A 13,539-nucleotide genomic window follows, 5' to 3' on the forward strand; every position below is an offset into this window, starting at 1 on the left:
CGTCAAAATAAGATCGGCCTAAGAACACGACAACTGCCGTCGGAAGTAACCATTCAACTCCTGCGTACGGGCCAGGATCTGGTCTGGACTCGACGCGAACATCAAGGCCATCCGCAGCCAACTCCCGCCCGAAATTGGCGAACGATGGGTCCTCATATGACTCGATGTACATCAAACCGACATCAGGAACCGCGGATCTGTACATGGGGCATACGCCTGAATTAAGCCGGCCCGCGAAGCGAGTTCGGCTTGAATGAATTGTTAGGCGCCAATGTCGCCATCTTGCCGCTCGCGCCGCTTGGTCAGCAGCTTAAGATGTTTATTGATTGAGCGGAGTTCATCTCGGATTTCTTGCATTGTTGTCTTATTAGGCCCTTTCAGAGCATCGACTATTGCTTGATTCGCGCTGGTCTTGGTGGGCATGCGCCCTAGATGAGTGATGCCTAGCGTGAACTCATCAGTGGCCTTCCGAAGGAAGCCAAGAGGGTTTCGGTACTTATATGAGGCTTGGACTCTGAGTCCATTTTCCATTTTGCCCTCAAGGCCGGAATACTGGCCTCCATTAAAAGTATAACGTTGTCCGGCCGACAATGAAGGAAAGCCATCTTTTGAGACGAAAGAGCCGCTCCCATCGGACTTCCCAATGCCGAAGCAGTCAATAGGAAGTGGCTCGGAGAATGCCACGCCGATTGCACTACCACCGCCAATGTTTTCAATAACGAGATCGATCAAGGAAGGAACATCTGGATTGGGTTGGTAGTAGACCAGGAGTTGAGGTTGGGAGCCCCTGAGGACGGCAAGATAGGCTACCCAGACTGCGAGAAGTGTCGCGAGCGGACTGACTACATAAGCGATGATCTGAGCTAGAAATGACATGATACTTCCCCTGTGCTCTCTTAATTGGCGCCTAACGCTTGAATTAAGCCGTGCCGCGAAGCGGCATCGGCTTGAATGAATTGTTAGATGCCATATACGACGCGATTGAGCCTGGAGGTAAGGTTGACTACGAATTCCTTGCAGTCCCGGGCGTAGTTTGGCTGCATTGGCCGTTCATTGCCGCCATGTTCGAGATCGCCCTCATGGGCGATCTGGTTCCGGCGTTTGACATAGTTTGCGAGGTATCTCTTGATGTCGTCTGCGGATGTTGCCGGCCCTGGCCACATAGCCGAAACAAGATCAAAGATGTTGTTCCGGCCAATCAGATCGTACGCAGCAATGATTTTTTCAGGCGCTTGGTAAGAGACAAACACCAGCGTCTTTTCCTTGAGAAGCCTTGATAATTCCGCGAGGGAGTCTGCGCTAGCAATGATTGGTGCTGCGTTACGGAAGCCCTCCGCACTCTTGATGGGGAGGATTGAGGACATAGCGTCGCACAGCGACTGCGGAATTGGAGATTGACGAAGCGCATGCGGAAGCCTGTCATAGACGACGGAATGAACATAAGCGTCTAGCGCTGAGAGCGATGCGACAACAGCGGAGCGCGGAAGCCAAAGCAGGTCATTGTTCGCGGCGCTTAAAGCGCCGCGCTGCCCAAGGCCACGCAATCTCCTCAGCTCTACGTACATAGCAAGCAGCTTGTCTGCCGCGGCTATGCTGTTCTGGAAGTCGCCGTAAATTGTCATGGCATCTAATGCCTATTGGACCGCCTAAGCGCGGCGTTGCACGCAGTATGGCTCAGGTTGGGGGCGCTGGAAACAGGGCAAAAACCTACCATCCATCAGTAGGTTGCCGGGCGGCGACCGGTCCCGCATACGTACGGTGCCGTTGTGTTATCGACGGTTGAACGGGCATATGCGTTACACCCGTGAACGGGGTGGCATAACAAGGAGGCGACCGCCCATATTGCTGTAGCAAGTTTGCGATTGTGACCGTGGGTTCGGCGCTACGGGCGGAAAAGGCCTCTGTCGGAGGATTGATCCACTTCTTCCTGGCGGACGGCAAGCCCTTGCTGGCGGACAAGAAGCACATCGATAGAGGCCTTCCTGACACCTCTGGCAGTACGTGCAGATTCTGGACGCACGCCGCTGACAACGCCCTTGACACCTCGGTTTGCCCGTCGCAGACTCATACGCAAGGAGCGTCGAAACTCCTCACAGAGCGGTCCCCACCTCCGTCAAACCGGTGGGTTTTTTGTGCCCGTGCGCTTGCGGGCATGGACCGACGCGATGCCTGCGTCGGGAGGGCGGCTAATACAACACCCTTCGGGGAAATACGCCCGCCGGCTCTGTGCGGTTTCGAACCTCCCGACTTCCCGTCCTCCGTCTGGCGGACGGGCACTTCATGGAATGAGGAGACGATGATGGCGAAGTTCGAGACGGAAGATCAGGGGTCGTTTGCCTATCTGCTGTCCGAGGACGGCGAGCTCCGGCTGCGCAAGCTGTACCAGCACGTTGAATTGCTGGCGCGTCTGTCGGAGCCACGTATGGGCGAGCAGGAAAACGGGCCCCCGATCGACACCCCGGCGCTGTCGAGTTACTTCGAGATGCTGGCCGAGCAGGTGCAGTTGGTGATGAACGAGGTATCCGAGCCTGGTTCCCTGCACAGGCAAGGCGTGACGGCGGCTGCGACGGAGGAAACCGAGGACGGCGATAACGCCGGCAGTTCGGATGCGGCGATGCCTCTCGTCCCGGACGAACCGGGCGCGTCAGTCGCCGACGACTACGCATTCGGCGTGACGCTCGATCAGCTCGACGAAATGAACCGGCTGCTCGATCAGCTGACGGCGCAAGGCGACCTCTTGATGGCCAGCGAAGGCGGGGAGCTCGCGCAGGGCACGCTGATTGTGACCGGCACCACCATCTTCAATGACGCCGACGCCGCGCACACGATCATGCGGCAGGTGGGCTCGCAACCCCTCGACGAGGTGCCGGCGCCAGGACTTCGGGTCCGGGAGGTGCCGGCGCTGTACAACGTGCATGCGGGTGGGGCCGCCAAGCGGCAGGGCAGCGATCTGCATTGAGCGAACGCGACCCGCAGTCGCTTGCGTGCTGCGGGTCGCATCGGTGTCTGGGCTCACTCGCACCAGTTTGGCGTGATCGCTTGCTGTCCCGCCGCATGATCCACGGCAAGGGACCTTGCGCCGTCGCGCACACACAATGCCGACCGTATTTTCCTCTAGCGGGAGGCTTTGCCGTGCGCATCGCGGTTGCCAGGCGGTGAAGGGCGAAACCGCACTGGAGCGTCTACATGACGAACACCAGGGAAGTTGTGCTTCTGCGGTGGCGGCCACCGTGCTGCCTTCGATGCAGCGCTGACGCATCTACAACCGGAACTGCTTCACTCCATGCGTCCGCACTTTGGCGACGCTGATATCGGCGCAGACCTCTCGCACCGGACCGGCGCTGGGCCACCGATCTGTGCCGGATCTGGGCGAGCCGCGATGGCTGGCTAACGTTGGCGCTGATGATCGACTGCCATACCCGGCGGTTGCTGGGCTGGCAACTCTCGCGCAGCGGTCAGGCGACCACCGCGGCGGCAGCCCTCGAGTAGGCTTTGATTAGGCGCTGCGGCATGCTCGGGCGCGAGCCAAAACCGTTCCTTTTGCGCTCGGACAATGGTCTGGTGTTCGCCAGCCGGCACTACACTCGATAGGGAGGGCCGGTCCTCTATTGCATCGTTCACAACAATTCTAAGTTGGTCCTGCAGCTGATCGGCTGCCACCGCGACCATGTCGGATGTCGAGACTGGCGCCGTGCTCAACGAACCATTCGCTACGGAGTGTCCAATGACAACGATTACGCTGATCCAAAATGCGCGCGGAGGCGCTGCCGATATCGTCGCGATGACGGCGAATCCCATGAATGTGCAACTGCAAGGTCTGGCGGGCGGCCCGGTGCAGTTCCGGTGCACCAATGCGCAGGCCGCGATCCAGGGCGCCGAGAGCGTCGACATCACGTACTCGGCCAACGTGGCGGGTAATCCGCACGAGACCATTCAGGTGAGTTCCGTCATCAGCTGAAGCCAGGTGATCTTCGCTGCATGGATGCCCTCTCAGAGGTGAGAGGGCATTTTTTGGTTCTTCGCTAAATAGCGGGAAGGTTGCGCGAATCTCCAGGAAGAAGTACCCCTGATCGCGGTACCCGTAGGCCCGACGCTTGATGACGTTGATAGGGTCGTTGATTCCTTCAACGATGCTGGTGTTGAGCCGATGCCGGCAGCGAGACACGATGCCATGCAAGTAGGCTTTGAGCTTGGCCGCGAAATGAGCCAGCGCGGCAATCCGACTGGCTTGGGCCTGGTCCAGCCAGTGCTCCCAGGCCCGTCCCATGCCCGGCGCACGGTCGTCTCATGTCCCTGCGGGCGCCGGCTGCCGCAGTGCTTGCCGTACATCGTGCGTGCTGATGGCCTGAGGTAGATCGTGATGGTCCGACCGTCGCTCCCAGCCCCCTAGCTTCTCGATCGTCTTCCAGTCTAGCATTCCTCACCCTTGCGCCTGTAAATCAGGCGTAGGGTGGTGGTGGTCGTCAACGGCTTCCCGCTAATCTGCGAAGAACCTTTGTTGGCCATTCACTGGCGCGTTCGCGGGGCCTTGCTGGTACGCTGACGCTACTAGAGCGCAACATGTGCTCGGACTCTTGGATACTCGCGTTCGCTTGCGTGATGCGCTGCGTGCCCGCCGAATGTGACGCAAGGACTCGCGAAAGCATATTGGCGGTTCGAGGCGCGGACGCCGCGGTCCAAGGTTTGGCTCAGGTCAGCGCCGGACCAGTCGTACCAAGTCCGCGTGCGTGCCTGGAAAGAGATCCAGATCCGCCGGGCTAGGGCTCGCGGGCAGGCGATCCGAGCGCTGCCAGAACGCGAAGGTTTTCCATGGGGGCGGCAGCCGTGGCGCGGGCGCGTCGGTCCAATCGGCAATCCAGAGCGGGTATTGCGCGAACTGCGGATCGTCGAGGTAGGTGCTGCCCATGCTCCAGTTGGTGTAGAGCAGCGGCATGCAACCAAGCCTGTCCCGCGCATGCTCGAGCGCGGCCAGCACGATACGTCTGACATCTGGCTTGCTGTGCGCAGGATGATGAGGGTTGAAGCTTAGTTCCTCGAAATCGATGGTAAGGCACAGATCCCGGGGCGAGGCGGGGCCTAGTGCTTCGACCGCATTGTCGACCTGTGCGATCGGATCCTCGTCGAGCCTCAGAAATACGTAGGCGCCTCGATAAAGGTTGCGCTCCCCCATCAGCTGCCAGTTGGTGTGGAACTCGTGGTCCAGCCGTCTGCCGTACGCGACGCGAGCGAAGGCGAAGTGCAGATCGGGCACGGCCTCAAACACTGCCCTGGCGCCGCGCGTGCCGTTGCCTGACCACTGGGAAATGTCGGTACCCAAAAGTGTAGTGCCGTCTGACGTGTGCGGCGCTTCGGTAACCTGCGCCGTATCGCGCGCGTGCGTCTCGTCCTCATACACGGGCTTGGGCCAGGCCTCCGGCGCCGTGATCACCTCCGCGGGTGCACTGCGGATGGCGGTATCGGGCTGAGGCGGCATTGGCTGCGTGCTCCGACGCAGTGTGTCTGCCCTGGCTTGCCTGGACAGGTCCAGGAATTCGGAGGCGTCGTCGACATAGACTCCGATGGCCACGCCGAACATCACAGACAGCTTGCACGCGACCAGCACAGCGATCCAACGCGGGCCGCGCCGCCGCCTTGGGCGCCTGGTGTCCTTGAACGCGGGACGTGAGTCGCGCGGTGCCTCGGCCTGCGGCGCGGGTGCGTCCAGGTGAGGGTCGAGCGCTGACGCAGGAAGGGCGGAAGCGATCGCAGGCGATACGGCGATCTCGTCTACATCGAACGAAGCGGGCGCCGGATGCCCGGCATCCAGCGCCTCCCGCAGCCAGGCGACCTGGACAGCCGGCCGGATCGCCAGTACGCCACTGGTGTACTGAAGCAGGAGGCCGGCACTTTCTGCATCGAGGCGGTGGCCCGTGAACAGAATCTCGCCTCGGCTGCTGCGGATTTCGGACGGGACCTCGCTGTAGTCACCCGCCTCGTTGAGCACGATTCGGGGCGTGCCATGTTCCAGTGCGATCTGCGGTGTGTGGAAGCGGCGTCCCAGGCAACGGAAGGCCCCTGCCGTGGTATGGCTGGTGTGGTGTGCACTGGCGAATCCGCATCGAACCAGATCCGCTAGCAGAAGCGCGGCTGAAAGAGTGTCCGCGCGCGCGTGGTCGGATTGATTGTCTTGCGAAACGTCTGCGTACAGATAGGCCGCACCGGATTCAGGCTGCAGAATCAGCGCAGCCCCTGGACGCGCTTCGAACCAGGCGCGTTGCCACAGATCACCCAGCGCGGCGGGGCCGTCCGTGCACATGTCCAGCAGGGCTCGCAGCCAGTCCCGCTCGGTGCGGGTCAGGTTGTCCAATGCGCGGACGAATCGGATCGCAGCGTCCATGGCGATGTCCTCCTATCCGGTGCGCGGATCAGCTGCCGCCTTCGGCAGGCGCAGCACTTCCGCTGTCGGGCGGGCTGACCGCGGGCGGCGTGGCGGGACCAGCGTCGTCGATCGAGACGCTGAGGTACTTGCCCGGGTAGTACTTGGCTATCCAGCCCTGCGCCAGCTGCGAGGCGGTAATCCGCTTGAGGTAGTAGGTGATCGGCGCTCCGAGCTTGCCGTCCAGGCACTTCTGCACATAGTCGTCGAGCGCATCCATCATCGAATTGATGTCGATGATCTTGTTGGCGCCATCATCGATGTCCTTGAGGGCCGAGAGCGCGCTCTCCATCTGCCCGGATTTCAGGGCGACCAGGTTCTGGCCCGTGCGCGCCGCACTGGCGGACGAAGCGACGGACTGCTGGTCGCTCTGGGTCACGCCCTGCAGCTTGAGCAACGCGGTCATCGATGCTGAGCCGTCCGAATCGGAGAATTCGCGCACGCCCATCTTGACCTGGTTGGACTTGATCGACGGGATGGATCCGATGGTGGTCAGCGTGCAGTGCGAGGTGATGTTCTGTGAGGACAGCAGGGACTTCGCGTCATCGCTGAAGGACTTGCTAACGCCGAAACCGCCCGAGGCGCTCTTGAACCAGCTGCCGACCTTCATTTGGGTTTGAAGCGAGGACGCCACGCTTTCCATGGCTTCGCTGCTGCGCGTATCGGTGGCGTTGAGGATGTGCACCATTCCGATGAAGCACGAACCCATGGTGGCGCCCGAAAGAATCGTTAGTGCCTTCTCGTCCTTGGTCTCGGCCCGGGTGGCAATTTCCTGGATGTTGGCCGGCGAATCGGTCTTGATCATGTCGTCCGGAAAATAGGCATTGAACGCGCGGATGCCCTTGTCCACATCGAGGATCAGCGGGGCGAGCAGCACCGCATCCTTGTGCGTGCAGGTGATCGCGATCACTAGCGTTCCGGTAATGCTGTGGTTCTGGGTCTGGCTGTGCACCTGGCTCGCCGAGGAACGTGAGGCCTCCGCGGAGAACGAACTACCCAGATGCCCGATCTGTCCGCTGATGAACTTGGCGACATTGGAGGCGTGCGTGCCGGAATCCTGGCTGTTGGAGTCCTTGCTGAAGTACTGGACGTTCATCCGCAGGCCGTCGGCGGACAACGGCATCTGCTTGATCTGGCTGCGGTTGTAGTCGATGGGGGATTCGATCGAATCACTGAGGCCTGACATCTTGGCGCGCAGAGGCTGGGATTCCTTGATTGCCTGCACCTTGGCCTTCGCGTAGGCCTCTGCGGCCGCCGACACCGATTTGCCGAACTCGGCCCGCTCGGCGTCCAGTTCGGTGGTGTCGATGCCCATGCCCGCCAATTCCTGGGATGTCATGTCCAGCGATTGTTTGGTGGAAATCAGCGAATTGAGCGAGTCTTCGGCGGCATCGGCTGGCGCTTGCGCAGCAGCGATCTGTTCAAGCACATCGAGGCGTTCTCGGCTGACTAGGTTGCCGAGTGCGAGTGCGGGATCGTACGGAATGGCGGAAGGCATGATGCATCTCCAGTGAGGTGGCGTAGTGGCTGGGGTCGAGTGGCGTGCTGCCACATCGATGTGTGGCGGCATTTAGTTCTGGTAGGCCTTGAGTTGGCGCCTGGATACGCCGAAGGTGGCCTGGAGCAGCTCGGGGGGCCATTTCCTGGCGATAGCGACCCGAATGGCCGCACGACGAAGCGAGAGAAACAGGCCCCAGGAACTGGGGATATCCAATTGGCCGTTAACGTCGGCGATGTCACGCCAGTGTTCGTAGACCGTCGGTGGGACGTCCAGACCGGTCATGTCGAAGAATCGGGTGGCGCGTGTCGGTAGGTAGATGCGCTTGCCGCCATAGGCATTGACGAGATCGATGACGAGGTCGAAGCCCCCGATTGCGCCGATCTCGGCCAACGATGCGGGCAAGGCCTCTACCACGAACGTCTTGTTTTGTTCGCAAAAGCACACGCACATGTGCCGCGATTCACCCATGAAAATGGACGCGCCGCCGATAAGGCCGATGAAACATTCACCCGGCTGTGAGCCCGGCAAGAGCCACTGTGGCGTCCCTATGTCCTCCATGAATCCCCCTGTGCAACTTTGGCAATTGGTGGTGCCTTACGCTATGAAGGCTTCCAATGCGGGTGTAGGGGATCGGTCTTCCCTAGTGGCAAGAAATTTTCGTCGGCTGAAGGATTCTGTGATGGCGTCGCGAGTTTCGTTGGGAGAATCAAGTGCGTGCGAGAATTGTTCAGCGAGGGCAGCGCGATTCTGTCACTGAGTTTCGTGAAAGTTGGAAGCTCCGTCGAGCAGGCAAGAAAAATGGGTACGAAAATATGCCCTCCGTTCGCAGACGGGATCGCGTCAGTGCTGCACACGCAACGTAGTCACCTGTCGTCTGGCCCTGTATGGCGATCGCTGCCCCTAGGCCGCGTTGAACCTGGCGGAGATCGTGTGCGGCCTGGCCCGGTACTCGTGGACATACCGCACGTTGTCGATACGGCGGCGACCGTTCGACCCTACGGCAGGGCTTGGGGATGAGATGTTTGGAGTCGCACGCATTAGTGGACCCTGTCCGCCGACACCGCCAAATTATCTATCTAGGAGTCGCACGAGCATTGACGTGGATCAGCACAACGTGCGCTGCATGCGGCAGTGTGGGGAGCATCACAGGATTCCCCTTTGAAAGGGGCAGCACAATTGGACATCTTCTGCCATATGGTGGACGCCCCAGGTGAGTACATAGACGCATTTCACAGGACTTCGACGTAGTCCAATCTCGCCTGAAGGCGCATGAAATAGGGCCGCAAGAACGCCGCTATATTCCGGACTCCCCCGAAGCAGGAGACCCCCCGAATGACGCTCATCCAACAGCATCGCAAGACGGCACAAATGATCGGCGTGGCGCTCGTCGCCGCCGTGGGCCTTGGTGGCTGCGCCACCTACAAGGAAGACTTCGCACGTATCGACTCGCGCCTGGATTCCCTCGACTCGCGGGTGCAGGGTGCGGCCCAGAGCGCGGAATCCGCCAACCAGTCCGCGACGCAGGCCAACCAGCGCTTGGATCAGATGGAACGTCGCGTCCAGCAGCTTGAAACGGCGCCGCGCCGCACGCCGCGCGGTTGATCTGACCGGACCGGGACCCGCTGGCCCTGCCGGCCACGGGTCCCGGTGGTTCACCCGTTTTTTCGAGGAGTTGTCCCATCGCCAAGTCCACACACGCTGCGAGGCGGGTCTTCCACGGTGCGCTGCTGCTTGCGTTGGCATCCGCGAGCGTGGGCGTGGCCATGGCCGAAGACGCCGTGACGCCACCGGTCGCCTCGGTCGACCAGCTTCCGCCTGGTCTGGAGGTGTCCGACACGGTCATCGAGCTCGCGGGCTGGGTCATCGCTGCCAAAGACAACCATGGCTATCCGTTCGCGGTGATCGACAAGGCCGCCGCGCAAATCCTGGTGTTCGGCGGCGACGGCAAGCTGCGTGGCGCAGCCCCCGGGCTGTTCGGTTCGGCGATCGGCGACCATGCGGCGCCCGGCATCGCCGGTCTTGCGCTTCGCGAGATTCCGGGGCGGGATCGCACGACGCCGGCCGGTCGCTTCGTGGGCGGCTATGGTCCATCGATCGACGCCGGTCGTGTGCTCTGGGTGGACTATGATTCGGCGGTCTCGCTGCATCCGACCGCAAGCGGTACGCCGGCCGAGCGCCGCGAGGAGCGCCTGGCATCGCCCACGCCGGACGACAACCGCGTCACCCACGGCTGCATCAACGTCGCATCGGACTTCTACGAGCAGGTCGTCCGCTCGACGTTCGAGAAGGGCGGCGTGTTCTACATCCTGCCGGACAAGGATTCGATCGCGGAGACCTTTCCGGAGTTCGCGGACAGCCGCGCGGCGAAGGGCGACGATTGACGCAAATCGCGGTGTCCAGGGATGTGAACCTGGCACTGTCGCGGGGCGGTAGACTCCGCCCATGCCGACACCCGACCAGACCAGGCTCGACCGCATCGTCGCCGAGGCCCGCCGCAGTGCCGAGCAGCGCAACAACGGCTATCGCGAACGCGCGTTGAAGCTGTACCCGTGGATCTGCGGCCGCTGCGCGCGCGAGTTCACCCGCGCCAACCTGCGCGAACTGACGGTGCACCACCGCAACCACAACCACGACGACAACCCGCCCGATGGCAGCAACTGGGAGTTGCTGTGCGTGTATTGCCACGACAACGAGCATGCCCGCCAACTCGACCACACCGGCGTGAGCGCGCGCAGCGCAGAGGACGTGCCCGCTGCGGCGACCTCCAACCCGTTTGCGGATCTGAAGGCGCGGCTCCAAAAGGCCCGTTCCTGACCAAGATCGCGCGGGACCGAGGGGCGCCTGTGACTGGGTGAATTGAGAATCTTATAAAGCGCTGTCAGCTCTATAAGCTTTCCTCTACTTCCCGTGCGTCCGGATCTCCAGCAACTCCACCTCGAACACCAGCGATGCGCCCGGCGGGATCACCTTGCCGGCGCCGTTGTCGCCGTAGCCGAGCCAGGCGGGGATGTGCAACTCCCGCGTGCCGCCGGGTCGCATCCCGACGACGCCCTCGTCCCAGCCCCGGATGACGCGGCCGGCGCCCAGCTCGAACACGAAGGGCTGGCCGCGGTCGCGCGAACTGTCGAACTTGGCCCCGCGCTTGTCGGGCGCGTGCTCGTCGTAGAGCCAGCCGGTGTAGTGCACGGCCACCTCGTCGCCGGCTGCCGCCGGCGCGCCGTTCCCCGCGGTCATGTCGATGCGCTGCAGTTCGGACACGTCGCCGCCAGTGTAGGGCGCCGGGCCGCCGCAGGCGGCGAGCAGCAGGACGGACAGCAGGGCGGCATGGCGATGCGGTCGATAGGACATGGGCAGAAGCACGACGAAGAGTCCGGGCAGCATAGCGCCAAGCGCTGCTCACCGCGCCGGGTTCACAGCGGCCATGGCGAACTGTGACCAAGCCACTGGGCCTGTCCAGTGCGCATCCGGAGAAGAGCACGCATGCGTCGCCAGTTGCTGCCACGCGATCTTGGGTTCGAGATCAAGCCACACGACGAGTCCGCCCTGTTCAAGTGGTTCCTGGCCAGCTTCCTGTTCGGCAACCGCATCTCGCAGACCATCGCAGCCGAGACCTGGCGAGTGATCGTGGAGGTGCACGGCCGCGACACGCCCCGCAAGCTCGGCGCCTGCACGCATGTCCAACTCGTGCGCATGCTGGGGGAGGGCGGTTACCGACGCTACGACGAATCCACCGCGACCCGTCTCTCGCTGCTGTGCCGGACGCTCATCGACGACTACGACGGCCGCATCCTGGGCATTGCCGAGGCAGCCGAGAGCCGCGAGGATTTCGAGGGCCGCCTGCTCGCGTTCAAGGGTGTGGGGCCGGTGACGTTGGGGATTTTCATGCGGGAGGCAGGAGCGGCGGTGTTTGTGGATGGATAACGCACCGTGCACGCCAGGTTGGATGATGAGCGGTCGCCGGCTGCTATCGTAACCGTCGGCGGAAGCTACACAGTTGCCGACAGCGAAGCGTCGCACCTTCGACCACCCGCAGGGCACGGCTGATGTCGGGCCAAACCTGCCCGGGCCAAGAGGGAACCGCGAATGTGGTGCCGTTTGTCCTTATGATGGGCCAGACACCGCCACCACCTGCTGCCTGCTGATCCACAAGATGGCCTTCAACCTCCGCGAGATCTTCAGAACGCTGGCCGATGCCAAGGTCGATTACGTTGTGGTAGGTGGACTGGCCGTGATTCTTCACGGCTATCTGCGGGCCACCGCCGATCTCGACTTGGCCATCGGCCTGTCACCCGACAATGCGCGTCGGGGCATGGCATCGCTGGCTGCCATTGGCCTGCGGCCGCGGCTACCGGTGACACTCGAAGACTTCGCCGATCCGGCCAAGCGCGCGGAGTGGAGGGATAACCGCAACATGCTGGTCTTTCCGCTTTGGGATCCCAGCAATCCTCTGCGCTCGATTGATGTGTTCATAGATGAGCCTATTGCCTTCGAGCAGTTGTTTCAGAACGCTGTGACCAAGGAAGTGGATGGCGTGCCTGTACGGGTCGCCTCTATTCCGCACCTCATCGAAATGAAGCGACGCGCCGGCCGAGCACGTGACATTGAGGACATCGACAAACTTCAGCAGATCTTTGAGGCTGGGTCGGATGAGTGATATGCACAAGAACGAACGCGACACCGCTCCAGCCGGTTTTACGTTCGAAGACGCCGAGCGAGCCCAGTTGCGGGATTGGATGGGGCTCAGCACCGCCGCGAAGATCGATTTCTTTGAGGAGATGGTCCTGCTCGCTTATCGGAGTGGCGCGCTATCGCCTGAGCGCCTCGCGCTTCGCGATTGAGATTCGCTACAAGATGGTCAGTGTCGGCTGCAGCCACTGTTGTTGTCACCTGGCGTCATGATGGCTTGCCCACGACTGGACCCAACAGGTGATCGTGAGCCTCGACCACCAGCAGCGCTTGATCGATCCGGATCACATCATGGATTTTCCAGGTGAGCGCGATCCGAAGGGCGCAGCTACCAGGCGCGCAACGAAACGCAACTCCTGTGAATGGTTTGTTCGGGCGATCGCGCTAGCGCTGTTCGCCAGTAGTGCTGGGTGCACTGTTGAACCCGCGATCAGCCCCACTGATGTTCGACTCGTCCGTACGCATGTTTCGCAAGAGCCCATCGTTTACGCGCTGGCCCCCTTGCAGGGAACGGCTAAGGTGGTGGGTGGATGTTTGAGCTTCAGTAATTCTGAAGTTGGCGACGTCACCCTCGTCTATCCGCACGACTATCAAATGGCGCGCCTTGATGGAACGTTGGGCGTTCTGGACGCGAAGGGATCTCTGGTCCTGCCAGTAGGTCGTCGCGTGCAGATCGGCGGTTCAACGCTGCCCGGAGATGAAGCGGTAGAGAGAGTGGTGCCTGCCGAGGATCGGCGTGACTGCAAAGGGCCGTTCTTCTTGGTGCTACCGCGGCCTGCTGAGCTTTTGTGATCAGAAATGGCTCCCCATTTCATCGCAAGAGGCGACGCGTTGGTCGAGCGTGCGACCTCGATAACAGAGGCAATCGCCGGCCGAGGGGGGGGCGGCGGAGACGAGACCATCAGCCCATGCTCGTCGCGCTGACAATCGTGCCCGA

General features: G+C 61.8%; 15 protein-coding genes and 2 pseudogenes. 9 read left to right on the top strand and 8 right to left on the bottom strand.

From position 1 onward, the window contains the following. From WQ56_RS19215 to WQ56_RS18470, 3 genes are all read right to left on the bottom strand, one after another. The coding region (locus tag WQ56_RS19215; protein ID WP_231583338.1) for a hypothetical protein at positions 1-205 on the bottom strand (205 nt) is incomplete at its 3' end. Between the two features lie 56 nt (positions 206-261). Then, on the bottom strand, positions 262-732 hold the full coding sequence (locus WQ56_RS18465; protein ID WP_156170284.1) for a hypothetical protein: 471 nt from the start codon (positions 730-732) through the stop codon (positions 262-264). A 227-nt stretch (positions 733-959) separates the two neighbouring features. Further along, a complete protein-coding gene (locus tag WQ56_RS18470) occupies positions 960-1,622 on the bottom strand; it encodes a HEPN domain-containing protein (RefSeq protein WP_156170286.1) in 663 nt (220 codons plus the stop codon). Between the two features lie 677 nt (positions 1,623-2,299). Between WQ56_RS18470 and WQ56_RS17570 the strand changes: the two genes are divergently transcribed. Together WQ56_RS17570 and WQ56_RS19220 are read left to right on the top strand one after the other, a co-directional pair. Then, the gene (locus tag WQ56_RS17570; RefSeq protein ID WP_156170288.1) at positions 2,300-2,959 is read left to right on the top strand and encodes a hypothetical protein; all 660 of its coding nucleotides are present in this window, start codon (positions 2,300-2,302) and stop codon (positions 2,957-2,959) included. A 380-nt stretch (positions 2,960-3,339) separates the two neighbouring features. After that, a pseudogene (locus WQ56_RS19220) lies at positions 3,340-3,489 on the top strand (IS3 family transposase); the annotation flags it as partial. A 541-nt stretch (positions 3,490-4,030) separates the two neighbouring features. Here the strand turns inward: WQ56_RS19220 and WQ56_RS17920 are convergent. The 4 genes and pseudogenes from WQ56_RS17920 to WQ56_RS03325 form a co-directional block, all read right to left on the bottom strand. Beyond that, a pseudogene (locus WQ56_RS17920) lies at positions 4,031-4,261 on the bottom strand (transposase); the annotation flags it as partial. A 432-nt stretch (positions 4,262-4,693) separates the two neighbouring features. After that, positions 4,694-6,376, bottom strand: coding sequence for a GH25 family lysozyme (locus WQ56_RS03315; protein ID WP_047135676.1), 1,683 nt, complete (start codon positions 6,374-6,376; stop codon positions 4,694-4,696). Positions 6,377-6,404: 28 nt separating this feature from the next. Beyond that, the gene (locus tag WQ56_RS03320) at positions 6,405-7,913 is read right to left on the bottom strand and encodes a hypothetical protein (RefSeq protein WP_156170290.1); all 1,509 of its coding nucleotides are present in this window, start codon (positions 7,911-7,913) and stop codon (positions 6,405-6,407) included. A gap of 72 nt (positions 7,914-7,985) precedes the next feature. Next, a complete protein-coding gene (locus tag WQ56_RS03325; protein ID WP_047135678.1) occupies positions 7,986-8,474 on the bottom strand; it encodes a hypothetical protein in 489 nt (162 codons plus the stop codon). Positions 8,475-9,248: 774 nt separating this feature from the next. Between WQ56_RS03325 and WQ56_RS03330 the strand changes: the two genes are divergently transcribed. From WQ56_RS03330 to WQ56_RS03340, 3 genes are all read left to right on the top strand, one after another. After that, positions 9,249-9,518 carry a membrane protein gene (locus WQ56_RS03330; protein WP_047135679.1) on the top strand — a complete coding sequence of 90 codons (270 nt, stop codon included), beginning with the start codon at positions 9,249-9,251 and terminating at the stop codon, positions 9,516-9,518. A gap of 161 nt (positions 9,519-9,679) precedes the next feature. Then, the gene (locus WQ56_RS03335; RefSeq protein WP_047135680.1) at positions 9,680-10,297 is read left to right on the top strand and encodes a L,D-transpeptidase; all 618 of its coding nucleotides are present in this window, start codon (positions 9,680-9,682) and stop codon (positions 10,295-10,297) included. A 61-nt stretch (positions 10,298-10,358) separates the two neighbouring features. Further along, positions 10,359-10,730 carry a YajD family HNH nuclease gene (locus WQ56_RS03340; protein ID WP_047135681.1) on the top strand — a complete coding sequence of 124 codons (372 nt, stop codon included), beginning with the start codon at positions 10,359-10,361 and terminating at the stop codon, positions 10,728-10,730. A gap of 84 nt (positions 10,731-10,814) precedes the next feature. On the opposite strand, the gene WQ56_RS03345 is transcribed toward WQ56_RS03340, so the two are convergent. Further along, positions 10,815-11,264: an FKBP-type peptidyl-prolyl cis-trans isomerase gene (locus WQ56_RS03345; RefSeq protein ID WP_047135888.1), complete on the bottom strand. Its 450-nt coding sequence runs from the start codon at positions 11,262-11,264 to the stop codon at positions 10,815-10,817. Positions 11,265-11,396: 132 nt separating this feature from the next. Between WQ56_RS03345 and WQ56_RS03350 the strand changes: the two genes are divergently transcribed. The 4 genes from WQ56_RS03350 to WQ56_RS18475 all read left to right on the top strand — a co-directional run bounded on the left by WQ56_RS03350 (position 11,397) and on the right by WQ56_RS18475 (position 13,394). Then, positions 11,397-11,837 carry a DNA methylase gene (locus tag WQ56_RS03350; RefSeq protein ID WP_047135682.1) on the top strand — a complete coding sequence of 147 codons (441 nt, stop codon included), beginning with the start codon at positions 11,397-11,399 and terminating at the stop codon, positions 11,835-11,837. A 229-nt stretch (positions 11,838-12,066) separates the two neighbouring features. Next, the gene (locus WQ56_RS03355; protein ID WP_047135683.1) at positions 12,067-12,570 is read left to right on the top strand and encodes a DUF6036 family nucleotidyltransferase; all 504 of its coding nucleotides are present in this window, start codon (positions 12,067-12,069) and stop codon (positions 12,568-12,570) included. Position 12,571: 1 nt separating this feature from the next. Further along, a complete protein-coding gene (locus tag WQ56_RS03360) occupies positions 12,572-12,754 on the top strand; it encodes a hypothetical protein (RefSeq protein WP_047135684.1) in 183 nt (60 codons plus the stop codon). A gap of 88 nt (positions 12,755-12,842) precedes the next feature. Further along, complete coding sequence (locus WQ56_RS18475) at positions 12,843-13,394, top strand: hypothetical protein (protein ID WP_156170292.1); 552 nt, start codon at positions 12,843-12,845, stop codon at positions 13,392-13,394. The last annotated feature ends 145 nt before the right edge of the window (positions 13,395-13,539 follow it).

It is taken from the genome of Luteimonas sp. FCS-9 (assembly GCF_001014645.1).
GTDB lineage: Bacteria > Pseudomonadota > Gammaproteobacteria > Xanthomonadales > Xanthomonadaceae > Luteimonas.

What these genes read in the sequence shown, in the direction of transcription:
- WQ56_RS18470 (WP_156170286.1), bottom strand. Translation starts at nt 1,622, where the DNA reads ATGACAATTTACGGCGACTTCCAGAACAGCATAGCCGCGGCAGACAAG.
- WQ56_RS03360 (WP_047135684.1), top strand. Translation starts at nt 12,572, where the DNA reads ATGCACAAGAACGAACGCGACACCGCTCCAGCCGGTTTTACGTTCGAA.
- WQ56_RS03355 (WP_047135683.1), top strand. Translation starts at nt 12,067, where the DNA reads ATGGCCTTCAACCTCCGCGAGATCTTCAGAACGCTGGCCGATGCCAAG.
- WQ56_RS03340 (WP_047135681.1), top strand. Translation starts at nt 10,359, where the DNA reads ATGCCGACACCCGACCAGACCAGGCTCGACCGCATCGTCGCCGAGGCC.
- WQ56_RS03315 (WP_047135676.1), bottom strand. Translation starts at nt 6,376, where the DNA reads ATGGACGCTGCGATCCGATTCGTCCGCGCATTGGACAACCTGACCCGC.
- WQ56_RS17570 (WP_156170288.1), top strand. Translation starts at nt 2,300, where the DNA reads ATGGCGAAGTTCGAGACGGAAGATCAGGGGTCGTTTGCCTATCTGCTG.
- WQ56_RS03320 (WP_156170290.1), bottom strand. Translation starts at nt 7,913, where the DNA reads ATGCCTTCCGCCATTCCGTACGATCCCGCACTCGCACTCGGCAACCTA.
- WQ56_RS03335 (WP_047135680.1), top strand. Translation starts at nt 9,680, where the DNA reads ATGGCCGAAGACGCCGTGACGCCACCGGTCGCCTCGGTCGACCAGCTT.
- WQ56_RS03330 (WP_047135679.1), top strand. Translation starts at nt 9,249, where the DNA reads ATGACGCTCATCCAACAGCATCGCAAGACGGCACAAATGATCGGCGTG.
- WQ56_RS03325 (WP_047135678.1), bottom strand. Translation starts at nt 8,474, where the DNA reads ATGGAGGACATAGGGACGCCACAGTGGCTCTTGCCGGGCTCACAGCCG.
- WQ56_RS03350 (WP_047135682.1), top strand. Translation starts at nt 11,397, where the DNA reads ATGCGTCGCCAGTTGCTGCCACGCGATCTTGGGTTCGAGATCAAGCCA.
- WQ56_RS03345 (WP_047135888.1), bottom strand. Translation starts at nt 11,264, where the DNA reads ATGTCCTATCGACCGCATCGCCATGCCGCCCTGCTGTCCGTCCTGCTG.